This is a genomic window from Roseovarius amoyensis, from assembly GCF_003260265.1.
GTDB classification, from domain to species: domain Bacteria; phylum Pseudomonadota; class Alphaproteobacteria; order Rhodobacterales; family Rhodobacteraceae; genus Roseovarius; species Roseovarius amoyensis.
This window is the reverse complement of record NZ_QITQ01000001.1, coordinates 159,593-181,024: the sequence shown is the minus strand read 5'-3', so window position 1 is coordinate 181,024 and position 21,432 is coordinate 159,593. Positions and strand designations below refer to the sequence as shown.

Sequence of the window (21,432 nt, the reverse complement as noted above, 5' to 3'; positions counted from 1 at the left end):
GAACGGGTGATGTTTTCACGCAGGATGATTGCCGCTGCGCTGGCGGCGGTGCTGGCCGGTGCCCTGCCGGCCGCGGCGCAGGAACTGATCGGCAGCTACACCGCCTATATCGGGCAGGCCGATCTGCACAATTCCAAGGGCGCGTGGCTGACGGAGCCTTGGCAGGTGCTGCGCCAGGACCGGGCCAACTACCACCGCTTTGGCGTCGCCCAGAACGGTGATGAATGGGACCCGTTCTTTGGCAACATCGACAACCGCGCCGCGATGGAGCGGATGATCATGAACGGCCGGATCGACCCCGGTGCGCGGCGCAACCTGTTGCAGGGTGGTGCGACGGTGTTCGTGCGCATCTATGGCTCTGGCGGGGTGGGGCGCTACGTGAACGTGACGGTGGCGCGCTGAGCACGCTCAGCGACCGCGCCAGATACGATAGCGATAGACGACAATCGCCACCCCCTCGCGCAGCCACAGCCGGCAGAGTTTCAGCCACCCGACCCCGTCGGCGTGCGGGCAGGAAAGGGTAAACGACAGCCCCGCCGCCCGCGCCACCATCGCCGCGCGCGGGGCGTGAAAGCGGTCGGTCACCAGGCAGACGCGCGTGATCTTGTGTTTGCGCAGGATCGGCAGGCTGAGACGGATATTTTCGGCGGTGGTGGCGGCACATGGCTCGACCAGGATGGCGCTGTCAGGCACGCCGGCCTTGATGCAGAGCTGGCGGATCAACTCCGCCTCGGTGGGCGAGGCGCCGGGCGGGCCGCCGCTGGCGAGGATCAGCCGCACCCGGCCTTGATCATATAGATGCGCGGCATGCAGCGCCCGGCGCCGCAGCGCCGCCGAGGGCCGCCCATCGGCATGCGCCGCTGCCCCCAGTACCAATGCCGCATCGGCAGTATCATCGACCGTGTTCCCCGTCATCGCACGAACCTAGCAGCGCGCAAGATGCAGACAAGCGCCGGCGGCAGGAAGGCGCGCCGCCCGAAAATCGGCGGGTTTGCCAAGTGCCGCACGATTTCCGTGCCGCGGGGTGCGATTTTGCCCGTGCGCGTGCTTGACGGGGCAATGCGGCGCGCATAAGAAGCGCATCACGCTCGGGCCAAGGTTCGGGCTGGCAGCGGGCGGTTGTAGCTCAGTTGGTTAGAGTACCGGCCTGTCACGCCGGGGGTCGCGGGTTCGAGTCCCGTCAACCGCGCCACCGCTGCCCAGGATATGATTGTGCGGTTGTAGCTCAGTTGGTTAGAGTACCGGCCTGTCACGCCGGGGGTCGCGGGTTCGAGTCCCGTCAACCGCGCCACTTTCCAGAAAATCCACATATTCCCTGCTCAGGGGTTTCCCGTGTCAATGCGGGCCAAGGAACCCGGCCAGCGCTGTCGTTGTCGCCTCGGGCGCGGTGTCGGGGAAGAAATGCTTGCGCCATCGCCCCCTGCGCACCGAAAGGTACCAGCGTGGGGCAGGTGACCTGCTGTCCCTGGCCGGCGAAAAGCCGTGCAGCAGCAACAGCGGCGGCCCGTTCCCGCCGGTGCTATAGCCGATTTCGATGCCGTCCAGCGTGGCGGTGCGGTCGGTGAAGCCGGGTATGTTCATCGGGATGCGGGCACGGCACTGCCGCTTACCAGCCGATATAATCCGTGAATTCGCCCAGTGCGGCTTCCCATCTCTGCATCAGCCGTTCGAAGGCGGGGCCGGTCATGCCGTCCATTCCGGCGACGAAATGCACGATATATGGGTCGGTCTCGTCGTCTAGATAGACCCGCCCCACCAGCTTGTTCTGGTTCCAGCTGTTGACCGAATCCATCGACATGCCGTCGTCCATGTCGAAACCGGCGCTGAACATCACGTCCTGGCAGGCGCGGTTGTTCTCGCAGCCGTAGAACATGATCCGATAATTCCATCCCGACGCGGCGCTCTCGATCATCGGGTCGCCGTCGCTGTCGGTGGTCACATCGGCGCGATAGCCGTTCTTGAGCAGGGCCGCTGCGATGCTTTCGGGATAGGCCGCAGAAACCGTCTGGGCCGAGGCCAAGGTTGTGGTGGCGAGCATCACAGCGGCAATAAGGAACGTGTTCTTCAGGGCCAACGGAATATCCTTTCGATAACAAGTGCGCCCGCGAGGATGCCGGCGGGCGCCGCCAGCTTAGGTTCGGCGGCTCAGCGAATCAAGCACACGCACCCAGCTGCGCATCCCCTTGTGAAAGCTCTCGACGTTGTATTTTTCGTTCGGGCTGTGGATCGCGTCATCCTCTTGCGCGAAACCGATCAGCATCGATTCAAGGCCGAGAATATCCTTGAAATGCCGCGTCACCGGGATCGACCCGCCCATCCCGGCAAAGACCGCCTCGCGGCCCCATTCATCGGACAGGGCCTGGCGGGCACGCTCGAACTCGGGGCGCGAGATGTCCATCACCGCTGCGGGCGATCCGTCCAGGTCGTTGTCCCACGTCACCCGTGCATCCACCGGCAGGCGCGCCTCGACATGGGCGCGCAGGCGTTCGCGCACGGCGTCGGGGTCCATGTCGCCCACCAGCCGGCAGGTCAGCTTGCAATGGGCCTCGGCCGGGATCACCGTCTTGCTGCCGGCGCCCTGATAGCCGCCCCAAAGCCCGTTGATTTCCAGCGTCGGACGCGCCCATTGCTGCACCAGCGTGGAATAGCCTTCTTCGCCGTGCGGGCGGCTGAGCCCGACAGAACCAAGATAGCTTTCCTCGTCGAAGCCGCAGTTCTGCCATTGGCGCAGCAATTCGTCGGGCACCTCCTCGACGCCCTCGTAAAAGCCTTCGATGGCCACCCGGCCGGTTTCGTCGTGGAAGGACGCGATGATGCGTGCGATCTCTTTCAGCGGGTTCAGCGCCGGGCCGCCGTAATGGCCCGAATGCAGGTCGATGCGTGGCCCGTGCAGGGTGAATTCATCCTTGAGCATTCCGCGCAGCTGCGACGCGATCGACGGCACACCCGGCGCCACCATCGAGGTGTCGCAGACCAGCGCGATATCGGCTGACAGCTCTTTGGCGTTGTCCTTGAGAAAGGGAATCAGCGAGGGCGAACCCGATTCCTCTTCGCCTTCGAAAAAGAACGTCAGTTGGCAGGGCAGGGTGCCGTTGACCTCTTTCCAGGCGCGGCAGGCCTCGACAAAGGTCATCAACTGGCCCTTGTCATCGGACGCGCCGCGCGCCCGGATCACCTGGCCGTTCTTTTCCGTGTCCTGCAGCACCGGCTCGAACGGGTCGGTTTCCCACAGATCCAGCGGGTCGACGGGCTGAACGTCGTAATGGCCGTAAAACAGCAGGTGCGGCCCGTCGCCCGGCACATGGCCCACCACCATCGGATGGCCCGGCGTGTCGCGCCGCTCTGCCGCGATGCCGATGCTGCGCAGATCGTTCACCAGCCAGTCGGCGGCCTGCAGGCAGGCGTCCTTGTGGGCCGGGTCGGTAGAAATCGACGGGATGCGCAGGAACGCCATCAGACGGTCCAGCGCGGGGGTGAGTTGGTCGTCTATGCGGCTCAGAACGGCGTCGGCGGTCATGTCGCGCTCCCTGCAGGATGATTGATTTCGGGGGCAAGCTATCAGCCGGCGCGCTACTGTCCAGAAGCTTGACCTAGGTCAAGGATGGCAAGCGCGACAATTTGTACCTTTGGCCCTGTTGGACCCCGGTCCGGATTGCACTGCGGGCGCGGCGGCTTTATCAAGGCCCCGTATTCCTGCAACAAGCACCGATCCCGCCGCCCGAGGCGGGGCATGTCATCGGGGCAGGGGACGTAAGGGCCGGATGCGGCCAAGGACGGCCAAGGAGGGCACGGACGTGGACTATAACGCCAAGCTGGACGAAGCGATTGCCCGGTTGCATGAGGAAGGCCGTTACCGGACCTTCATCGACATCGAACGCAAGCGCGGGCAGTTTCCGCACGCCACCTGGCGCCGCCCTGACGGCACCGAGCAGCCGATCACCGTATGGTGCGGCAACGATTACCTGGGCATGGGCCAGCATCCCGTGGTCCTTGAGGCGATGCACGAAGCGATCGACGCCACCGGCGCCGGCTCGGGCGGCACCCGCAACATTTCCGGCACGACCGTCTATCACAAGCGGCTCGAGGCAGAGCTTGCCGACCTGCACGGCAAGGAGGCGGCGCTGCTCTTTACCTCGGCCTACATCGCCAACGACGCCACGTTGTCGACGCTGCCCAAGCTGTTTCCGGGGCTGATCATCTATTCGGACGAGTTGAACCACGCCTCGATGATCGAAGGCGTGCGCCGCAATGGCGGCGCCAAGCGCGTTTTCCGCCACAACGATGTCGAGCATCTGCGCGAGCTGATGGCGGCTGACGATCCCGCCGCGCCCAAACTGGTCGCCTTTGAAAGCGTCTATTCGATGGACGGCGATTTCGGACCTATCGAGGCGATCTGCGACGCCGCCGACGAATTCGGCGCGTTGACCTATATTGACGAGGTCCACGCCGTCGGCATGTACGGCCCCCGCGGCGCTGGCGTGGCCGAGCGCGACCGCCTGATGCACCGGCTGGACATCATCAACGCAACCCTTGCAAAAGCCTTTGGTGTGATGGGCGGATATATCGCCGCAAGCGAGAAAATGTGTGACGCCATAAGGTCTTATGCGCCGGGTTTCATCTTTACCACGTCGTTGCCGCCCGCCGTTGCGGCTGGTGCCGCCGCCAGCGTGGCGCATCTCAAGCGCGATCAGGAGCGGCGCGATCTGCAACAGACCCAGGCCCGAATTCTCAAGACCCGGCTCAAGGGGATGGGCCTGCCGCTGATCGACCACGGCAGCCATATCGTGCCGGTGATCGTCGGCGACCCGGTCCATACCAAGCAGCTTTCCGACATGCTGCTCGAAGGCTATGGTATCTATGTCCAGCCGATCAATTTCCCCACCGTTCCCCGCGGCACCGAGCGGCTGCGCTTTACCCCGTCGCCGGTGCATGGACCGGACGAGATGGACAAGCTCGTTCGCGCCATGGACGAACTCTGGAGCCGCTGCGCGCTGAATCGTGCCGAACTGAGCGCCTGAATCCCGCCCCGCGTGCAAAGAAAGTTGCACTGTGGTAGGTTATCGCAAACAAAAGGGCGGGAACCGAATCACGGTTCGGTTGCAGGCGACGGGAAGCAAGGGGCAGGGTGCGCATGGCCATACGCCGCTGGAGATCGGCTGATACCCATGTAGAAACGGACAAGCCACGCGGCTTTGACGGCTACGATCTGCGCCTGGGCGACCTCATGCGCGGCGAACGCGCGACCATGGGCAAGTCTCTGCTGGACGTCGAACGCGAGATCCGCATTCGCGCCACCTATATCGCCGCAATTGAAAACGCCGATCCCGATGCCTTTGATACCCCCGGTTTCATTCCCGGTTACGTGCGGTCCTACGCGCGTTATCTCGGTATGGACCCGGATGACGCCTTTGCCGCGTTCTGCGCTGAATGCGGTTTCTCGGTGGCGCATGGCATGTCGGCGGGTGCGTCGAGCAACCGCAAGCCCGCGCCGCGCACCAAGCGGGCGACCGGGCGGGGCGCTGATCCGCTGATTTCCCCCGCGACGCCATTCCTGCCTGCCCGTGAAAGCCTGCTCAGCCGGGTCGAGCCGGGCGCGTTGGGCTCGGCCCTGGTGCTGTTGACGCTGATCGCCGGCATTGGCTATGGCGGCTGGAGCGTGATCAACGAAATCCAGCGCGTGCAGGTCGCGCCGGTCGAAAACACCCCCGACGTGCTGACCGATCTCGACCCGCTTGACGGGGTGGCGGCCACCGCCGGCTTGGCGGATGATCCGCTGCGCGGCGGCGTTACACTGGCCGGCGTCGACGCATTCGAGGGCAATGACGGTGACGGGCTTGAACGGCTCTATCGGCCCGAGGCGCTGGACATGCCGGTGATGGTGGCGCGCGATGCGCCGATCTCGACCCTCGATCCGTCCGAGATCGGAACCTTCAGCGCCAGCCTGCCCGATATTCCGCGAACCGACCGCAGTGCTATCGAAACCGCCATCGCCAGCGCCGTGAGCGGCGAAGAACCGGCAACCCCGCCCAAGGTGGTGGCCGACCCGCCGCCCGGCGTGCGCATTGTCGCGGTACGTCCGGCCTGGGTCCGGGTCAGCGATGCCGGCGGCGCCGTCGTGTTCGAGGGCATCCTGAATGGCGGCGATACCTACGACGTGCCCGCGACCGAGGAGCCGCCAGCGCTGCGCGTGGGCGAATCGGGTGCGATCTATTTCCAGGTGGCGGGGCAGCATTACGGCCCGGTCGGGCCCAAGGGCTCGGTCACCTCGGGGCTGGCGCTGGATGCCGAGGCGCTGACCGGGCGTTACGAGGTCGCCGATATCAGCGATGACCGCGACCTCGAAAGCTATGTCGCCTCGTTGGAACAGGGCGTCGCCAGCGAATAGCGCGGTCCGGGCGGAGCACGATCAGCAATCCCCATGCATATTGAACCGGCCGGTGATTGCCGTTCCGGCCCGCTGGCCCTATCTTGCCCCTGCAGAACCAGACCGCATCCCACCCAACCAGCGGAACCAGCCCCATGTCGCACAATCCCATCCGTCCCTGGCGCAATATTACCCGCCGCAAGAGCCGCCGGATCATGGTCGGGTCGGTGCCGGTGGGGGGCGATGCGCCGATCAGCGTGCAAACCATGACCAACACGCTGACCACCGACGTCGCCGCAACCGTGGCGCAGGTGCAGGCGGCAGCCGATGCCGGTGCGGATATCGTTCGCATCTCGGTGCCCGACGAGGCCAGTTCAAAGGCGCTGCGCGAGATCGTGCGCGAAAGCCCGGTGCCGATCGTGGCCGACATACATTTCCATTATCGCCGCGGCATCGAGGCAGCCGAGGCCGGTGCCGCCTGCCTGCGCATCAACCCCGGCAACATCGGCAGCGAGGACCGCGTGCGCGAGGTGATCGCGGCGGCGCGCGATCATGGCTGTTCGATGCGCATCGGGGTCAACGCCGGCAGTCTGGAAAAGCACCTGCTGGAACAATATGGCGAGCCCTGCCCGGATGCGATGGTCGCCTCGGGGATGGAGCATATGCGCATCCTGCAGGACAATGATTTCCACGACTTCAAGATTTCGGTAAAGGCGTCCGACGTGTTCATGGCCGCCGCCGCCTATAGCGAATTGGCCGACCGCTGCGACGCGCCAATCCACCTCGGCATTACCGAGGCCGGCGGGCTGATGTCGGGCACCATCAAGTCGGCGATCGGGCTGGGCAACCTGTTGTGGATGGGCATCGGTGACACCATCCGCGTCAGCCTGTCCGCCGATCCGGTCGAAGAGGTGCGAGTGGGCTATGAGATCCTGAAATCGCTGGGCCTGCGGCATCGTGGGGTCAACATCATCTCGTGCCCGTCCTGCGCGCGCCAGGGGTTCGACGTGATCCGCACGGTTGAGGCGCTGGAAAAGCGTCTGGAACACATCAAGACCCCGATGAGCCTGTCAATTATCGGCTGCGTGGTGAACGGCCCCGGCGAGGCGCTGATGACCGATGTCGGCTTCACCGGCGGCGGGGCCGGCAGCGGCATGGTTTATCTGGCGGGCAAGGCCAGCCACAAGATGAACAACGAGCAGATGATCGACCATATCGTCGAGGCGGTTGAAAAGCGTGCGGCCGAGATCGAGGCCGGAAACGCCGAACGTCCAGCGGCGGAATAGGGGCGGCCGGAGGCTGCCTGGCGTTGCTACCGGGCAAAAGCGCCGGGGTGTTTACCCTACCGGGCGAGATACCCCTCAAGCACGATGGCCGGCATGTGCCCGCGCAGCATCATGTCCTCGAACACGTAGGATGGCGCGATGTCCAATTCCAGCGCCTGAGCCAGCGCCGCGTCGGCGTCGATGTCTAACAGCGTCACGCGCAGGTCGTGGGTTTCGGCCAGCGCGCGCAGATCGGCCTCGGCGCGGGCGCAGTCGGGGCAGTCGGCAGCGGTAAACAACGCCACTGTCACCGCCGCGTCCGGGGTGCCGAAACCGGGCCGGTCGGGCGAAAACAGATCATCCCGATGCGCGGCCAGGTCGGCCAGGTCGGCCTCGATATGTTCGGCATAGATGTCCCCGGCCTCAACGGCCGGCGTGGAAATGGCGATCAGGTCCACCCCGGCCAGCAGCTCTGGCAGGCCGGCCAGAATTTCGACCATCTCGTCATGCAGTATCTCGCGGTCGGCCGGGCCGAGATTGGACAGCAGCCCGCTCGCCGTGCCAGCGCCGGCCCCGGCAGCGCCCGGCCCCCAAAGGCCGACCGCTGTTGCCAGGGCGGCGGCAATACCCGTCTTGCGCATAGTTCAGCCGTCGGCGCGGACTTGTTCTGCCAGCTCTTCCATCGCCTCGAGCGGCAGATAACCCCGCAATACGCGATCCTCCATCACAAAGGACGGCGTGCCCGAAATACCCAGGTCGCGGGCCAGGCGGTGGTTTTCGGCGATCACCTGGTTCACTTCGTCACTGTCCATCTGTGCCATGATCGCCTCGGTATCCAGCCCCAGCGTGTCGCCAAGGCGGCGCAGCGCGCCCTCGTCGAGCTCGCCGCTGAAGGCCATCAGCGCGTCATGCACCGCCTCATAGGCATTGGCGCCGGAATGCTGCAGCGTGGCGATGGCAAAGCGCGACGACAAGACGGAATCTTCGCCCAGGATCGGGAACTCCTTGACGACAAGCCGGATATTGCCGTCGCTTTCCAGCAGTTCCGCCACCTCGGGCGCGGCCCGGCGGCAATAGCCACAGCGGTAATCCATGAATTCCACCAGGGTGATGTCGCCCTCGGGATTGCCGCCGACCCAGGAATTCTGGTCATCGAAAAGCGCGGCCTCGTTGGCGGCGATCAGCGCGGTGTCGCCCTGCGCCTGTGCTTCGGCCTGGCGGCGTTCGAGCACGGCCACCGCCTCCATGATCACCTCGGGGTTTTCCAGCAGGTAGGCGCGGACCTCGGTGCGGAATGCCTGGCGTTCGGCATCGGTCATGCCGGCAAGGTCAAGCGCCTGTGCGGGCACGGCAAGGGCTGCCGTGGTGGCCAGTGCGGCCAATGCGGTTGCAAGCGGGCGTTTCATCTGTCGTGTCTCCATCTCTATTTGCGTTTCTTGCTGTCCTTTGCCGCGCGTTCGGATGCGGCCAGCACGTCCTGTGCCCGCCGCCAGCCGGTCGATCCCTGCGGCAGCAGGTCCGACGCGCGTTTGGCATGAATGCCGGCATCCCCCATCCGCCCGGTCATGGCATAGCGTTCGGCGGTGACCAGCGAGGCCATGCCGCGCTTGCCCTGCTTGGCATAGGCCTGGGCCAGATCGCGCAGCACGCGCGGATTGCGCCCGTCGCGGGCGTGGGCCTGTTCGAGGTATTTCACTGCATCTGACGTCTGGTTTACGGCCAGCAGCGCGCGGCCATAAGACCCCAGGATCAGCGCGTTCTTCGGCGCCATCCGCACGGCGCTGGCATAGACTGCTGCGGCTTGGGAAAAGCGGCGGCTTTCGAACAGGATCTGGCCTTTCAGTTCCAGGAAATAGGGGTCGTCGGGGCGGATCGCCAGCGCGCGGTCGATGGCGGCGGTGGCGCGGGTGACGTCGGATTGCCGGTGATAGGCAACCGCCTGGCGCATGGCGGCGATGTCGTCGTGCCCCGATTCGCCGATACGGGCCAGCGTCCATTTCGGGGCCCGCTGGAACGCCGACAGCTTGCCCTTGGCGCGCTGGTACCAGTAATCCGACGCGGCATCCGGTGTGGCCTGCTCCCGGTATCCCGCCGCCAACCGTTCGAGAACGCGGTAGCGGTCGCGCGACAGCGGGTGCGTGCGCGCATAAGGGTCCTGGCGGCCGACGCTCAGCAGTTCCTGGCCGCGAAAGATGTCCATCACCTCGACCATGCCCTGCGGGTCGACCCCGGCAGAGGCGAGATAGCGCATGCCGCTCTGGTCGGCGGCGTTTTCCTCGGACCTTGTGTGCACGAAGAACATACGCTGCGCGGTGCCTGCCGCCCCCAGCGCGCCGGCGGTGGCGATCCCGCCCTCGCCGGTGGCGACCGCCGCCGCCGCCGCCAGTGCCGCGCCGATACCGGCGGCGGTGCGGGCGTTGCGCATGTTGATCGGGCGCCGGGTCAGGTGGCCGTTGGTAATATGCGCGGCCTCGTGCGCGATCACCGCCTGCAGCATGGCGGCGCGGCTCATCTTGAGCAGCAGGCCGGAATGAACAAAGATATGGTTCCGGTCGACGACAAAGGCATTGAGGGTGCGATCATCGACCACCAGGATATCGACACGCGTCGCTCCCAACCCCGCGGCCTTGAGCACCGGCTGCGCCAGCCGGTCGAGCGCATACTCGATATCCGGGTCGCGCAGCAGCGAAATCGCCCGCGCCGGACCTGCCAGCGCGACCGCCAGCACCGCCGCGGACAGAAGAAATCGCAGAACATGCATTGACGCGGCGTCTCGTTTGAGGGCAACCCGGGGAAACATCTGGCGCAGTCTAGGAAGAAAATCATGCGGAACTCAAGCAGGTCGCGCGTCGATCCCTTTATCGTGATGGACGTGATGGAAGCCGCCCGCCGGGCCGAGGCCGATGGCCGCCGGATCATCCACATGGAAGTGGGCCAGCCGGGCACCCCCGCGCCCGAGGGCGCGCGCGCCGCCCTTGCCCGCGAAATGGCGGCTGGATCGCTGGGATATACCGTGGCGCTGGGCCTGCCGGCGCTGAGGGCCCGCATCGCCCGGCTCTATGGGGACTGGTACAATGTCGATCTTGACCCCGCGCGGGTGGTTGTCACCGCCGGGTCATCGGGGGCGTTCATCCTGGCCTTCACGGCGCTCTTTGACAGCGGCGAACGGGTGGGCATCGGGCGGCCCGGCTACCCCAGCTATCGTCAGATCCTGCACGCGCTGGGGCTGACGCCGGTCGAGATCGAGACCTCGGCGGAAAACCGCTATCAGCCGGTGCCGGGTGACCTGGCCGGGCTGGACCTGGCCGGGCTGATGGTGGCCAGCCCCGCCAACCCGACCGGTACGATGCTGGACCGCGACGCGCTGGCAGCGCTGATCGGGGCAGCGGATGATACCGGCGCGGCCTTTATCAGCGACGAAATCTATCATGGTGTCGAATACGAGCAAAAGGCGGTCACCGCCCTGCAGGTCACAGATGATGCCTATGTCATCAACTCGTTTTCCAAATACTTCTCGATGACAGGCTGGCGCGTGGGCTGGATGGTAGTGCCCGAGGCCCATGTGCGCGTGATCGAACGGCTGGCGCAGAACCTCTTTATCTGCCCCTCGCATGCCGGGCAGGTGGCGGCGCTGGCGGCGCTGGACTGCGGTGAGGAACTGGATACGAACCTGCAGGTCTATCGCGCCAACCGCAAGCTGATGCTCGAGGGGCTGCCGGCGGCGGGGTTCACCCGCATCGCCCCGCCGGACGGGGCGTTTTACGTCTATGCCGATGTCAGCGACATGACCGATGACAGCCGCGCGCTGGCGGCCGAGATACTGGACAAGGCCGGGGTGGCAGTGACGCCGGGGCTGGATTTCGACCCCGTTCGCGGCAAGACCACGCTGCGCTTTTCCTATGCCGCTTCGACCGAGGATATCGAGGAAGGCCTGGCGCGGCTAAAGGCATTCATGGCGCGTTAGGCGGGCAGGGGGTGTGCCACAGCGCCCCGGATCATCAAATTCTGCAGCGTAAATTGCCCCGTGCCTGACTTAGGCAAGAGAGGGAGCTATCCTCTTTGATCATCTTTGACCGGCGTGCGCCGGGAAAGCCAATGCAATACGGCTTTGTGGAGAGCTTTCACGGGCGCGTGCGGGACGGGCTTTTCAATGAGACCATGTTCCGCAACCTGGCCCACGCGCGGATCGCGATGACCGCATGGGCAACTGGCTACGTAAGTCCTGAACAAAACACGCCCCGGCAAACCCGGTGCGATTCAGCCTCAAGCCGGGTTCTCTTGACAAGACCGGTTGGCGTTATTGCGCTTGCTCCTGACAGGTCGCGCCCTCCGCCGATGCGGCGATCGGGCGCGCAATTATCCGGGCCGGCGCGCCATCCGCCCCGGCAATGTTGAGCGCGGCACAAACAAGTTCCACCGTCTTGCCGCGCAGTGGGGCCAGGTTGGTGATATGTTCAACGATCAGAACACCATGTTGCAAAAGCCGTTTGTGGATTGGAAAATCAAACTCGACGGGCCGTTTTCTGACCGGCAGTTCCGGCGTGGGCAAGTCCAGCGCCACCAGCCTGACGCGCTGTGCCAGTAGCCAGTCGGCGCACTCAAGGCTGAGCGCGGGGTGATCATTGTCATAGGCGTCACTGCCTGCGCGATTGTGCCAGCCGGTATCAAGCACCAGCGCATCGCCCGGCGCAAGGCGTCCCTCCAGCCCGGCAAGGTGATGCGGTTCGATCGACCTGGCCCCGTTCGGCAGCGTCACAGGCCAGACAATACCGCGCCCGCAAAGAAGGTTGAGCGGAATATCCTCCATTGCGGGGCCATCAAGAAAGAAATGCCGCGGCGAATCGATATGGGTGCCGATATGCACGACCATCTGCATCTCCGTGACATTGAGCGGATCGTCCGGCATGCGGCGGATCAGATCGAAAGCCGGCGCGGGAAAGGACGGCACGCGCGGCACATCGGTCGACAGGGGGTGAGACAGATCAACCCAGTCGCCGACTGGCTGCATCGGTTGCCGTGCGGGCAGATTCTGCCAGCCCTTCCAGCCGGCAACGGGAGTAGTGGGGCAGTCGCACATGGTTCAGCTCCTGGTCCGGGTGGATTGTTGACCGTCATCAGCCCCACGCAAAAGTGCGCTGATCCTGTGCAGGTCCGGGGCGTCGGGCAGGGCCATGATGGCCTGTGCCAAGTCTTCGGCCTGTTGTGGGGGCAGGGTGCGGGCGGTGTTGCGGCGATACTTGTTCAGCAACTCAGCATCGCTGAGCGGGTTGCGGGGGTCGCCCTTTGGGTAATCGAGCCCAGCCTCATGGATTTCACCGTCTTGCATGTGGACGCTGACCCGCGCCGGGAACTTTTCGGGATAAAGCGCAGTCAGGTTGTCATCAGCGATGATCTCAACCCGGTTCATCAACTGGCGGAGCGCGCTGTCGCGGAATCTGTCGGGCTGAAATTGTGCCTGCGTCACCTGCCCGTCACTCAGGGCGGCGGCGACGCAATAGGGTACTGAAAGGCGGGCCGCCATCGCGGAGTCCACATTGGTGCTGGAGAAATGGGTTTTGACCGTCGCGTAGGTTCGGACCCGGACAGCGGCAATGGCATCGGGCGACGGCGCATTGCGTGTCACAATGTCCAGCGAGGCACCGATGGGGGAATGGCTGGCCAGGATAGAGGGATAGTATTTGAACCCGTTTTCAAGAATTTCCCAGTCATGCCCCAATCCGCGCGTCAGGGCCTCTGGCCGGGGATCGGCGCTGAAGGCGGCCAGATAGCCCTTTGGATGACCCAGACTATCGGGCGGGCTGCTGAGGTCAAGCGCGGCCATACGCGCCGACAGGATGCCGTTCAGCCCGGCCTTGCCGGGGTGAATGGACTTGGTATCGGAGCCGGTTTCGAAGAACGTATTCAGTCCGGCAGCCTGCGTGGCCGCGTGGCCAAGTGCCGTTTCGGTCTGCGCGGCGTCCAGCCCCATTGCGCGGCTTGCGGCGGCGGCGGCGCCGAAGGTGCCGTTGGTGGCGGTTGAATGCCAAAACCTGTAATGCGTGGGCATCACCGCCATGCCGATACGCGCGGCCACCTCGTAACCGGCGATCATCGCGGTGATCAACTGTGGCCCGCTGCCACCGGCCTGTTCGGTGGCGGCAAGCGCGGCTGGCGCAACGACCGAGCCCACATGGATCAGCGCGCGTTTGTGGGTGTCATCGTAATCGGTGGCGTTGATCAGAATGCCATTGGCCAGAGCGGCAAGCGCGGGATCGGAGGGTGCGCCGCCTATTATGCTGGCTGAACCACTGGCATGAAACCCTGCCACAAGCTGCATCGCGCGGTTGGCCTTGGCGGGGTCTTCGGCGTGGGCAGAAATGGCGCAGCCCACGGCATCCAGCAGAAACCGGCACGCCTGATGCACCGCCTCGGGCGGCAGATCGTCAAAGCGCATATTGGCCACAAAGGCAGACAGCTGTGCAGTGGGAGTCGTAATCATTGGGTGCAGTCCTTTTCTGTCGGGCGGCGCGCCGCACAAGACTTGTGTCGCAATCACCGTGCCGTTTCCTGCGGTGCCGGGCTGGATAGCTGCAATATGTTGTCAAATTGCATGATTGACATATTGTCGGACAATATGGCCACTTCTCGCCCGACAAGGAGGATTCGATGCCACAGGCCCTGCCGCTAAACCGTGACAACGTGACCCTGAGCGCCCGGCTTGTTTTGGCCATGCGCGACGCCATTGTTGACGGTGATCTGGCCCCTGGCCAAAACCTGAGCGAACGCGCCCTGTGCGACATGTTCGGCGTCAGCCGCAGCCTTGTGCGCGAGGCCCTCAAGGCGCTGGCCGCCGAAGACCTTATTGTTCATGTCCCGCACAAGGGGCCAATGGTGGCGCGACTTGACAGCAAGCAGGCACAGGACCTGTACCGCGTGCGCGGCGCGATCGAGGGGCTGGCTTGTGTCGAGTTTATCGCGAACGCCACCCCCGACGAACGCCGAGAGCTGACACAGATCACTGACCGTCTGGCACAACTGGTGGCCGATGAGGTCTCGGAGCGGGCAATAGTGGCGGCCAAGAACGATTTCTACAGCTGCCTGATCACAGGCACCCGAAACCAGGCACTTGCCAAGATTTTCACCCAGCTAAACAACCGTGTCGTTCTGCTGCGTCGAAGGTCCCTGGCGCAAAAGGGGCGGCTGCCGAAAATGCTGAAGGAAATCCAAGACATTGTCGCGGCCATCGACCGAGGTGACGCCGCCGCTGCCCGCCACCTGGCCGAGGCGCATGTCGCCTCTGCAGCGCAGGCGGCGGATGACAGTTTTGCCGATCTGAACAACCACACCAATCCATGAAAGGATACTGCAATGGACAAGGCAACATATGAAAAGGGCCTTGAGGTTCGCCGGGCGACCTTGGGCGACGAATATGTCGACAAGGCGCTGGCCAATGCCGACGATTTCGGCCGCGATTATCAGGATCTGGTGACAACCTATTGCTGGGGCGAGATATGGGGCCGCGAGGGCCTGGATCGCAAGACGCGCTCGACCATCAATATCGCGATGATCGCATCGCTGAACCGTCAGCACGAACTGGCGGCCCATATTCGCGGGGCGATCAACAACGGGCTGACACCCGACGACATCAAGGAAATTCTGCTGCAGGTCGGCATCTATGCCGGGGTTCCGGCAATGGTCGACAGTTTCCGCGTCGCGCGCACCGTTCTGGGAGAGATGAATGAAATCTGAGATCGGCACAAAGCTGGGCTTCGTGGGAATCGGGACCATGGGTGCGCCTATGGTTCAGTGTCTGGTGCGGGCGGGCTATCGCCCGTTGCTGTTCGATATCAACCACGAGGCCGCGCAAAACGTGGCGGTCGAAACTGGGCTTGAGGTGATCGACAGCCTGCCAAATCTGGGCCGCGCCTGTGATATCGTCATCCTGATGCTGCCGCATTCGGGTATCGTGCGCCGGGTCTGTCTGGGGGAGGGCGCGGACGCGCCCGGCCTGATTGACGGGCTCAGGCCGGGCGCGATCATCGTTGATATGAGTTCATCTGACCCGATGGAAACTCGCAAGCTGGCCCCGGATCTGGCGCAGGCCGGGATCACCTTGCTGGATGCGCCGGTATCGGGTGGGCTGCGCAAGGCGATCGCGGGCACGCTGAGCATTCTACTGGGCGGTGACGATAGCGCCGCCGTGCGCCGCGTGACACCCATTCTGGAGACGATGGGCACGGCGGTGCTGACGGGGCCTCTGGCCTCTGGGCATGCGTCGAAGGCGCTGAACAACTATGTCTCGGCCGCCGGTCTGGCCGCCGCCTGCGAGGCACTGATCGTGGGACGCAGGTTTGGCCTGAACCCGGAAACGCTGGTCGATGTGCTGAATGTCTCGACCGGGCGGAACAATTCGACCGAGAACAAGCTGAAGCAATTCGTGCTGAACGGGGCGTTCCGCGAGGCTGGTTTCGCGCTGGGGCTGATGGCAAAGGATGTGGCGCTGGCCAAATCCCTGTCGAACGATCTGGGCCTTGATCTGCCGTGCCTGGACAAGGTCAGTGGCCTTTGGTCCGATGCTCGCGTGCATCTGGACAAGGAGGCCGACCATACCGAGATATTCAGCTATCTCGAAACGCTGGCGGAGCGCGATGGCGGCTGATCTGACCCGGTGGGTCGCGCGCGCGGCGGCGGACCCGGTTCTGGCCTGGCACTGTCGCGGCCTGTCGCTGCGGTTGTGCCTGCGCTGCGGGCCGGTCACTGCGGGGCTCTTGCTGTGTGATGAACCCCGGCCCCTTGCCGGCGATGACCTTCGGAACCCGGATATCGCCATAACGGGCGATACGGCGGGGTTTGACCGGTTGATGCGGCCCGACCCGCCGCCGGGCAGCCATTCGTTCGGGGCGCTGTTGCGCCATGACACCGGCCTGGCGATTACCGCCCAGCCGGTGCCGCAGGCACAGGCGCTGGCGGCACTTGAGCGATTGGTCGAACTGGCGCGGCCCGAACGGGCCGATCCTGCGGGGCACGGGTTTGCCCATGATCCTGCCACGGTGACCGGGCGGCGCGCGATGCTGCGCCGTGGCAGCGGGGCCAGGGCGATGTTGCACTGGATCGAGGCAGGAAACAGCGGGCCGACGGTGGTGTTTCTGCACACCGCCGGGGCGGACAGCCGGCAATACCTGCACCAGCTGGCCGATACCGAATTGCAGGGGCGCTATCGCATGATGGCCTTTGACCTGCCATGGCATGGGATGTCCTCGGGCGAGGATGGCCGCGAGACGACTGTTGGATATCGCCTGACCGAGGCCGCCTATCTGGACTGGTGCGTTACCTTTATCGAGCAGGTGGCGGGCGGGCCTGTCATTCTTGCAGGCTGTTCGATGGGCGCGACAATGGCGCTGACCGTGACGGCCCGGCGCCCCGATCTGGTGCGCGGCTGCATCGCGCTTGAGGCGCCGATGACGGCACCGGGCCGGCGCAGCGACCTGTTGACCGATGCGCGCATCGCCGACAGCCAGCACAACCCGGCCTATGTGCGCGCGATGCTGGGTCCGGTCTGCCCGCAGACCCAACGCGATGAGGCCTGCGCGATCTATGCACAGGCGCGGCCCGGTGTTTATATGGGCGATCTTTCCTATTACAGCGATGAATACGACGGCGCGAGCATTGCCGCGCCGCTGCGCGCGGCGGACCGTCCGCTGGCGCTGTTGACCGGCAGCTATGATTACTCTGCCTCGCCGGACAACACTCGTGCCCTGTGCCGGGCCATCGGCACGGACAAGGTGTGGTTCAGGGAAATGCAGGGGCTTGGCCATTTCCCGATGATCGAAGACCCAACCGCCTTTCGGCCCCATTTTCTGGCGGCGTTACAGCAGATAGAGAGGGGGCGGCCATGACCATGGTGCCCGAGTACGAGGTCTATGCGATTCAATATGCCCGCGCGATTCGGCCCTCATCGGATTATTTTCTGGGCACCGATCCGCATGAGGGACCAGCGCCGATTTTCTATTATGTCTGGCTGATCCGAAACGCGAACCGTTGCATTCTGGTTGATACCGGGTTTGACGCGCAGCGCGCGCAGGCGCGCGGACGAGAGTTTCAGCAATGCCCGACCGAGGGCTTGCGCAGTCTTGGGGTGGACCCGGCGGAAATCGACACGGTGGTCATCACCCATCTGCATTATGACCATGCGGGAAATCTGAACCTTTTCCCCAACGCGCGCTTTGTCTTGCAGGACGAAGAGATGCGCTTTGCCACCGGGCGGCACATGCGTCACAGCCTGATCCAAGCTCCGTTCGAGTTGTCGGATGTGCTGGACATGGTCACGCATAATTATGCGGGCCGGGTGCGGTTTGTGGATGATGCGCATGACTTGGCAAGGGGAGTGCGCCTGCATCATGTGCCGGGCCATTCGATGGGGCTTCAGGCGGTGACGGTCAACACTCGCCGCGGGCGGCTGTGTCTTGCGTCGGACGCGGCGCATTTCTTTGACAATATCGCGCTTGGCAACCCGTTCCGGATCACCACTCATGTGGCGCAGACACTGGAAGGCCATGACCGCGTGCTGGAGCTTGCCGGCGGCTATGACAGGCTGATCCCCGGCCATGACCCGAAAGTGGCAGAACTGTATCCGGCCCACCCCCGTAACGACCTGATTTTCTTGCTGCATGAGCCACCCGGCCACAGCCCGGCGCCGGCCTGATTGCCGCGTGGGCAGCAGATGGTTCAGGGTTCAAGAATGATCTTGCCGTGCGCGCGCCCCTCTTTCAGGCGTTCGAGCGCCTTTTCAAACTGCGCCAGGGGCAGGGTATCGGCGATCTGCGGCGACAGCTTGCCTTGGGACCAAAGCGCATAGATCTCCTGCTGCACGCGCTGCACCCAGACCGGGGCGCGTTCACGGTAGTCAGACCATTGCAGCCCCGAGACAGTGATATTCTTGACCAGCAGGTAATTGGCCTGGATCGTCGGAATATCGCCCGCCGCAAAACCCACCACTACCAGCCGGCCGCGCCACGCCAGGGCGCGCAGCGCAGCCTTGGTCACCGCGCCGCCCACCGGGTCAATCACGATATCCGCACCATGCCCGTCGGTGGCCGCGCGCACCTGATCGCGCATGCCGTCGCGCAGGTTGTCCATCTCAAGGTCGATCGTGGCGTCACAGCCCGCGGCGCGGGCCAGTTCCGCGTTGCGCGCGCCCTTGACCCCGCCGATGACACAGCCAGCCCCCAGCGCGCGGGCCAGTTGCACGCTGGCTGATCCAACACCGCCCGACGCGCCCAGCACCAGCACCGTGTCGCCGGGTTTCATCGCGGCGTGTTCGATCAGGGCGAAATGCGCCGTCTGATAGACGAGCCCAAGCGCCGCGCCGATGGCAAAGGGCATTTCGGCGGGCATCGGGTGGCAGTTTTGGGCGTTGACTGCGATTTGTTCCGCATAGGTGCCGTATTCGGACTGCATTGCCACATGATCACCCACGCACAGCCCGCTGACATCGGACCCAACCGCCGAAATCACTCCGGTGCCGGCCTTGCCCGGCGAAAAGGGAAGTGGGGGTTTTACCTGGTATTTTCCCTCCATCACCAGGATGTCGGGATAATTTACCTCGGTGGCGCGCAGATCAACGACAACCTCGTGCGCGGCGGGTTGGGGTGTGGGCCGCTCTTCGATCGCGGCCTGCCCGATCGGCCCGAATTCACGAACCAGAACAGCTTTCATTCCATATCTCCTTTGTGGCGGGTGGTTGCCTCGGGGGCCATGTCATTATCGGCGCCAAGCGCCGGGGCGCGGGCGGCGTGCGGCGCGGCGCGAAACTGTCCGACCACCGGCACGGGCAGGGCGATCTGGCGCACACCATCGGTGTTTTCCACCTCGTGGTCCAGCAGGCCGCGGCGTTGGAAATGGGGGTCTTGCAGCGCTTCTTGCAGGGTCTGGACAACCGTGCAGCAGCAATCAGCGCGTTCGAACACGGCGCGCCAGTGATCGGCGGGTTCACCGGCAATGCGGGTGGCAACGGCCTGTGCCGTAGCGTCAGGATCACGCCTGTCGTCGTACAGGTCGGCGGGCAGGCCGATGGCATCGATGAAGACCTGCCAGAATTTCTGCTCGATAGGGGCGGCGGCGACAAAACGGCCATCGCTGGTGGGATAAAGCCGATACCGGGGCGATCCGCCAGTGACCAACGCATCGCCATTGCCTGGCCACTGGCCGGTGGCCTGCCCCTCGCCCAAGGCCCAGTACATGAACGGAAACAGGTTGTCGGACATCGATATGTCCAGGTGTGCGCCCTTGCCGGTCCGGTCGCGGTCGCGCAGGGCCAGCAGGATGTTGAACACCGCCGGATAGGTGCCGCCCGCGATATCGGCGATCAGTGCGGGGGGCAGAACGGGGGCCTGCGGGCCGCCACAGCTGAGAGCCAGAAGACCACTGTCACCGATATAGTTCAGGTCATGCCCGGCGCGGACTGCTTTTGGCCCCGATTGCCCGTAGCCGGTGATCGAACAATAGATGATCCGGGGGTTGATGGCAGCGATATCCTCGTAGCTCAGGCCCAGACGGTCCATGACACCGGGGCGGAACTGTTCAACGATGATATCGGCCTCTTTCAGCAGCGGGACCAGGCGGGCGCGCTGATCCGGGTCTTTCAGGTCCAGCGCCAGCGATTTCTTGCCGCGGTTCAGCATGGCGAAATTGGCGCTGTCCTGACCCCATTTCGGGTCATAATCGCGCATTTCCTCGCCGCGTCCGGGGCGTTCGATCTTGATCACCTCGGCCCCGGCCTCGGCCAGAAACAGGGTGGCCATTGGACCGGGCAGCAGGGTCGAGAAATCCAGAACGCGAATATCCTTGAGAGGTGCCGTCATCGTGTCATGCCCCTGTGCTGTTCCGGCAGATTGCGTGGGCCCGCCCCCCGACAGGGACAGGCCCAATGTTTACAGACGGGTTTTCAGCCATTTTGCCAGAACGCCGACGATGCCTTCGCGGAAGACCAGCACGCAGACGATGAACACCATCCCCTGAATGATCAGCACAAGTGAACCCAGATCGGCCAGATAGTTCTGCATCGCCACGACCACCCCCGCCCCGACAATCGGCCCAAAGATCGAGCCCAGGCCGCCGATCAGGGTCATCAGGACAACCTCGCCGGACATGGTCCAATGCACATCGACCAGCGAGGCCAGATGAAACACCAGCGCCTTGGTGCCGCCTGCAAGCCCCGACAGGGCCGCCGATATGATGAACGTCACCAGCTTGTAGCGCTGTACCTGATACCCGAGCGAGATCATGCGCTGTTCGTTCTCACGGATGCCCTTCAGCACCTCGCCGAAGGGCGAATGGATTACCCGGTATACGAAAAAGATGCCGGCCATGAAGATCGCCGCGACCAGCCAGTAGAACACCCTGTCGGAAGACAGGTCCACAAGGCCGAACAGTGAATTGCGCGGGATGCTCTGCAAGCCATCCTCGCCCCCGGTGATGGGCGATTGCAGGGCATAGAAATACACCATCTGCGCAAAGGCCAGCGTGATCATGGCGAAGTAGATGCCGCGGCTCTTGATCGCCAGAAACCCAAATACCGCCCCCATCACCGCGGCGACCAGGACCGCAAAGCCGATGGCCAGTTCAGGTGGCCAGCCCCAGACCTTGGCGGCATGGCCGGTGGCATAGGCCGCACCGCCAAAGAAGGCCGCGTGCCCGAAGGACAACAAGCCGCCAAAGCCCAGCATCAGGTTGAACGCCATGGCAAACAGCGCAAAACACAGAAATTTCATCACAAAAACCGGATACAGAAACTGCGGCGCAATCACGACGAGTGCAGCGATCAGG

Annotated in this window: 22 protein-coding genes, 2 tRNA genes and 1 pseudogene; 13 read left to right on the top strand and 12 right to left on the bottom strand. The window is 64.4% G+C overall.

Features of this window, described 5'->3' with window-relative positions:
- Positions 1-9: 9 nt before the first annotated feature.
- Positions 10-402: a hypothetical protein gene (locus DL899_RS00865; protein ID WP_111732068.1), complete on the top strand. Its 393-nt coding sequence runs from the start codon at positions 10-12 to the stop codon at positions 400-402.
- 6 nt (positions 403-408) lie between these two features.
- Here the strand turns inward: DL899_RS00865 and DL899_RS00860 are convergent, their stop codons facing one another.
- Positions 409-915 carry a YdcF family protein gene (locus DL899_RS00860; RefSeq protein ID WP_111731874.1) on the bottom strand — a complete coding sequence of 169 codons (507 nt, stop codon included), beginning with the start codon at positions 913-915 and terminating at the stop codon, positions 409-411.
- Between the two features lie 200 nt (positions 916-1,115).
- Here DL899_RS00860 and DL899_RS00855 point away from each other — a divergent pair.
- Positions 1,116-1,192 (top strand) — tRNA-Asp (locus DL899_RS00855).
- A 22-nt stretch (positions 1,193-1,214) separates the two neighbouring features.
- Positions 1,215-1,291 (top strand) — tRNA-Asp (locus DL899_RS00850).
- Positions 1,292-1,335: 44 nt separating this feature from the next.
- Here the strand turns inward: DL899_RS00850 and DL899_RS00845 are convergent.
- The 3 genes from DL899_RS00845 to DL899_RS00835 are packed head-to-tail and all read right to left on the bottom strand — an operon-like array spanning position 1,336 to position 3,517.
- Positions 1,336-1,581: an alpha/beta fold hydrolase gene (locus DL899_RS00845; RefSeq protein WP_111731873.1), complete on the bottom strand. Its 246-nt coding sequence runs from the start codon at positions 1,579-1,581 to the stop codon at positions 1,336-1,338.
- A 25-nt stretch (positions 1,582-1,606) separates the two neighbouring features.
- On the bottom strand, positions 1,607-2,074 hold the full coding sequence (locus tag DL899_RS00840) for a YbjN domain-containing protein (RefSeq protein ID WP_111731872.1): 468 nt from the start codon (positions 2,072-2,074) through the stop codon (positions 1,607-1,609).
- A gap of 57 nt (positions 2,075-2,131) precedes the next feature.
- Positions 2,132-3,517 carry a dipeptidase gene (locus DL899_RS00835; RefSeq protein WP_111731871.1) on the bottom strand — a complete coding sequence of 462 codons (1,386 nt, stop codon included), beginning with the start codon at positions 3,515-3,517 and terminating at the stop codon, positions 2,132-2,134.
- A gap of 277 nt (positions 3,518-3,794) precedes the next feature.
- On the opposite strand from DL899_RS00835, the gene hemA reads away from it, so the two are divergent.
- From hemA to ispG, 3 genes are all read left to right on the top strand, one after another.
- On the top strand, positions 3,795-5,018 hold the full coding sequence (gene hemA, locus DL899_RS00830) for a 5-aminolevulinate synthase (RefSeq protein WP_111732067.1): 1,224 nt from the start codon (positions 3,795-3,797) through the stop codon (positions 5,016-5,018).
- Positions 5,019-5,131: 113 nt separating this feature from the next.
- Positions 5,132-6,385 (top strand): helix-turn-helix domain-containing protein, encoded by a 1,254-nt coding sequence (locus DL899_RS00825; protein ID WP_111731870.1) that lies wholly within the window; start codon positions 5,132-5,134, stop codon positions 6,383-6,385.
- A 134-nt stretch (positions 6,386-6,519) separates the two neighbouring features.
- Positions 6,520-7,650, top strand: coding sequence for a flavodoxin-dependent (E)-4-hydroxy-3-methylbut-2-enyl-diphosphate synthase (gene ispG / locus DL899_RS00820; protein ID WP_111731869.1), 1,131 nt, complete (start codon positions 6,520-6,522; stop codon positions 7,648-7,650).
- A gap of 56 nt (positions 7,651-7,706) precedes the next feature.
- Here the strand turns inward: ispG and DL899_RS00815 are convergent, their stop codons facing one another.
- From DL899_RS00815 to DL899_RS00805, 3 genes are read right to left on the bottom strand one after another with little or no spacing between them, the layout of a single operon-like run.
- Complete coding sequence (locus tag DL899_RS00815; protein WP_111731868.1) at positions 7,707-8,270, bottom strand: hypothetical protein; 564 nt, start codon at positions 8,268-8,270, stop codon at positions 7,707-7,709.
- Positions 8,271-8,273: 3 nt separating this feature from the next.
- Positions 8,274-9,035, bottom strand: coding sequence for a DsbA family protein (locus DL899_RS00810; RefSeq protein ID WP_239494553.1), 762 nt, complete (start codon positions 9,033-9,035; stop codon positions 8,274-8,276).
- A gap of 17 nt (positions 9,036-9,052) precedes the next feature.
- Positions 9,053-10,390: a M48 family metalloprotease gene (locus DL899_RS00805; protein ID WP_111731866.1), complete on the bottom strand. Its 1,338-nt coding sequence runs from the start codon at positions 10,388-10,390 to the stop codon at positions 9,053-9,055.
- A gap of 63 nt (positions 10,391-10,453) precedes the next feature.
- Between DL899_RS00805 and DL899_RS00800 the strand changes: the two genes are divergently transcribed.
- Both DL899_RS00800 and DL899_RS00795 read left to right on the top strand, forming a co-directional pair.
- Positions 10,454-11,593, top strand: coding sequence for a pyridoxal phosphate-dependent aminotransferase (locus tag DL899_RS00800; RefSeq protein WP_111731865.1), 1,140 nt, complete (start codon positions 10,454-10,456; stop codon positions 11,591-11,593).
- Positions 11,594-11,709: 116 nt separating this feature from the next.
- Positions 11,710-11,844 (top strand): annotated as a pseudogene (locus DL899_RS00795) (integrase core domain-containing protein); the annotation flags it as partial.
- Positions 11,845-11,926: 82 nt separating this feature from the next.
- Here DL899_RS00795 and DL899_RS00790 read toward each other — a convergent pair.
- Together DL899_RS00790 and DL899_RS00785 are read right to left on the bottom strand one after the other, a co-directional pair.
- The gene (locus tag DL899_RS00790) at positions 11,927-12,637 is read right to left on the bottom strand and encodes a cyclase family protein (RefSeq protein ID WP_162685449.1); all 711 of its coding nucleotides are present in this window, start codon (positions 12,635-12,637) and stop codon (positions 11,927-11,929) included.
- Positions 12,638-12,709: 72 nt separating this feature from the next.
- Positions 12,710-14,107: an MmgE/PrpD family protein gene (locus DL899_RS00785; protein ID WP_111731863.1), complete on the bottom strand. Its 1,398-nt coding sequence runs from the start codon at positions 14,105-14,107 to the stop codon at positions 12,710-12,712.
- Positions 14,108-14,274: 167 nt separating this feature from the next.
- Here DL899_RS00785 and DL899_RS00780 point away from each other — a divergent pair, with 167 nt between their 5' ends.
- From DL899_RS00780 to DL899_RS00760, 5 genes are read left to right on the top strand one after another with little or no spacing between them, the layout of a single operon-like run.
- The gene (locus DL899_RS00780) at positions 14,275-14,964 is read left to right on the top strand and encodes a GntR family transcriptional regulator (RefSeq protein WP_111731862.1); all 690 of its coding nucleotides are present in this window, start codon (positions 14,275-14,277) and stop codon (positions 14,962-14,964) included.
- A gap of 12 nt (positions 14,965-14,976) precedes the next feature.
- Positions 14,977-15,357 carry a carboxymuconolactone decarboxylase family protein gene (locus DL899_RS00775; RefSeq protein WP_111731861.1) on the top strand — a complete coding sequence of 127 codons (381 nt, stop codon included), beginning with the start codon at positions 14,977-14,979 and terminating at the stop codon, positions 15,355-15,357.
- The gene (locus DL899_RS00770; protein ID WP_111731860.1) at positions 15,347-16,267 is read left to right on the top strand and encodes an NAD(P)-dependent oxidoreductase; all 921 of its coding nucleotides are present in this window, start codon (positions 15,347-15,349) and stop codon (positions 16,265-16,267) included. The genes DL899_RS00775 and DL899_RS00770 overlap by 11 nt, the downstream gene beginning before the upstream one ends.
- Complete coding sequence (locus DL899_RS00765; protein ID WP_162685448.1) at positions 16,257-17,504, top strand: alpha/beta fold hydrolase; 1,248 nt, start codon at positions 16,257-16,259, stop codon at positions 17,502-17,504. Before DL899_RS00770 ends, DL899_RS00765 begins: the two co-directional genes overlap by 11 nt.
- Entirely contained in the window at positions 17,501-18,310 is an 810-nt protein-coding gene (locus tag DL899_RS00760) for an N-acyl homoserine lactonase family protein (RefSeq protein ID WP_204355222.1), read from the top strand. The genes DL899_RS00765 and DL899_RS00760 overlap by 4 nt, the downstream gene beginning before the upstream one ends.
- A gap of 23 nt (positions 18,311-18,333) precedes the next feature.
- Here DL899_RS00760 and DL899_RS00755 read toward each other — a convergent pair whose 3' ends face one another.
- The 3 genes from DL899_RS00755 to DL899_RS00745 all read right to left on the bottom strand — a co-directional run bounded on the left by DL899_RS00755 (position 18,334) and on the right by DL899_RS00745 (position 21,377).
- A complete protein-coding gene (locus DL899_RS00755; protein WP_111731858.1) occupies positions 18,334-19,323 on the bottom strand; it encodes an NADPH:quinone oxidoreductase family protein in 990 nt (329 codons plus the stop codon).
- The gene (locus DL899_RS00750; RefSeq protein WP_111731857.1) at positions 19,320-20,468 is read right to left on the bottom strand and encodes a CaiB/BaiF CoA transferase family protein; all 1,149 of its coding nucleotides are present in this window, start codon (positions 20,466-20,468) and stop codon (positions 19,320-19,322) included. Before DL899_RS00750 ends, DL899_RS00755 begins: the two co-directional genes overlap by 4 nt.
- Positions 20,469-20,537: 69 nt before the next feature.
- Positions 20,538-21,377: a branched-chain amino acid ABC transporter permease gene (locus DL899_RS00745; RefSeq protein ID WP_338049638.1), complete on the bottom strand. Its 840-nt coding sequence runs from the start codon at positions 21,375-21,377 to the stop codon at positions 20,538-20,540.
- Between the last annotated feature and the right edge of the window lie 55 nt (positions 21,378-21,432).

What these genes read in the sequence shown, in the direction of transcription:
- DL899_RS00745 (WP_338049638.1), bottom strand. Translation starts at nt 21,377, where the DNA reads ATGAAATTTCTGTGTTTTGCGCTGTTTGCCATGGCGTTCAACCTGATG.
- DL899_RS00790 (WP_162685449.1), bottom strand. Translation starts at nt 12,637, where the DNA reads ATGCAGCCAGTCGGCGACTGGGTTGATCTGTCTCACCCCCTGTCGACC.
- DL899_RS00845 (WP_111731873.1), bottom strand. Translation starts at nt 1,581, where the DNA reads ATGAACATACCCGGCTTCACCGACCGCACCGCCACGCTGGACGGCATC.
- DL899_RS00780 (WP_111731862.1), top strand. Translation starts at nt 14,275, where the DNA reads ATGCCACAGGCCCTGCCGCTAAACCGTGACAACGTGACCCTGAGCGCC.
- DL899_RS00835 (WP_111731871.1), bottom strand. Translation starts at nt 3,517, where the DNA reads ATGACCGCCGACGCCGTTCTGAGCCGCATAGACGACCAACTCACCCCC.
- DL899_RS00860 (WP_111731874.1), bottom strand. Translation starts at nt 915, where the DNA reads ATGACGGGGAACACGGTCGATGATACTGCCGATGCGGCATTGGTACTG.
- DL899_RS00765 (WP_162685448.1), top strand. Translation starts at nt 16,257, where the DNA reads ATGGCGGCTGATCTGACCCGGTGGGTCGCGCGCGCGGCGGCGGACCCG.
- DL899_RS00785 (WP_111731863.1), bottom strand. Translation starts at nt 14,107, where the DNA reads ATGATTACGACTCCCACTGCACAGCTGTCTGCCTTTGTGGCCAATATG.
- DL899_RS00825 (WP_111731870.1), top strand. Translation starts at nt 5,132, where the DNA reads ATGGCCATACGCCGCTGGAGATCGGCTGATACCCATGTAGAAACGGAC.
- DL899_RS00815 (WP_111731868.1), bottom strand. Translation starts at nt 8,270, where the DNA reads ATGCGCAAGACGGGTATTGCCGCCGCCCTGGCAACAGCGGTCGGCCTT.
- DL899_RS00760 (WP_204355222.1), top strand. Translation starts at nt 17,501, where the DNA reads ATGACCATGGTGCCCGAGTACGAGGTCTATGCGATTCAATATGCCCGC.
- DL899_RS00750 (WP_111731857.1), bottom strand. Translation starts at nt 20,468, where the DNA reads ATGACGGCACCTCTCAAGGATATTCGCGTTCTGGATTTCTCGACCCTG.
- DL899_RS00805 (WP_111731866.1), bottom strand. Translation starts at nt 10,390, where the DNA reads ATGCATGTTCTGCGATTTCTTCTGTCCGCGGCGGTGCTGGCGGTCGCG.
- DL899_RS00770 (WP_111731860.1), top strand. Translation starts at nt 15,347, where the DNA reads ATGAAATCTGAGATCGGCACAAAGCTGGGCTTCGTGGGAATCGGGACC.
- DL899_RS00800 (WP_111731865.1), top strand. Translation starts at nt 10,454, where the DNA reads ATGCGGAACTCAAGCAGGTCGCGCGTCGATCCCTTTATCGTGATGGAC.
- DL899_RS00775 (WP_111731861.1), top strand. Translation starts at nt 14,977, where the DNA reads ATGGACAAGGCAACATATGAAAAGGGCCTTGAGGTTCGCCGGGCGACC.
- DL899_RS00810 (WP_239494553.1), bottom strand. Translation starts at nt 9,035, where the DNA reads ATGAAACGCCCGCTTGCAACCGCATTGGCCGCACTGGCCACCACGGCA.
- DL899_RS00865 (WP_111732068.1), top strand. Translation starts at nt 10, where the DNA reads ATGTTTTCACGCAGGATGATTGCCGCTGCGCTGGCGGCGGTGCTGGCC.
- ispG (WP_111731869.1), top strand. Translation starts at nt 6,520, where the DNA reads ATGTCGCACAATCCCATCCGTCCCTGGCGCAATATTACCCGCCGCAAG.
- DL899_RS00755 (WP_111731858.1), bottom strand. Translation starts at nt 19,323, where the DNA reads ATGAAAGCTGTTCTGGTTCGTGAATTCGGGCCGATCGGGCAGGCCGCG.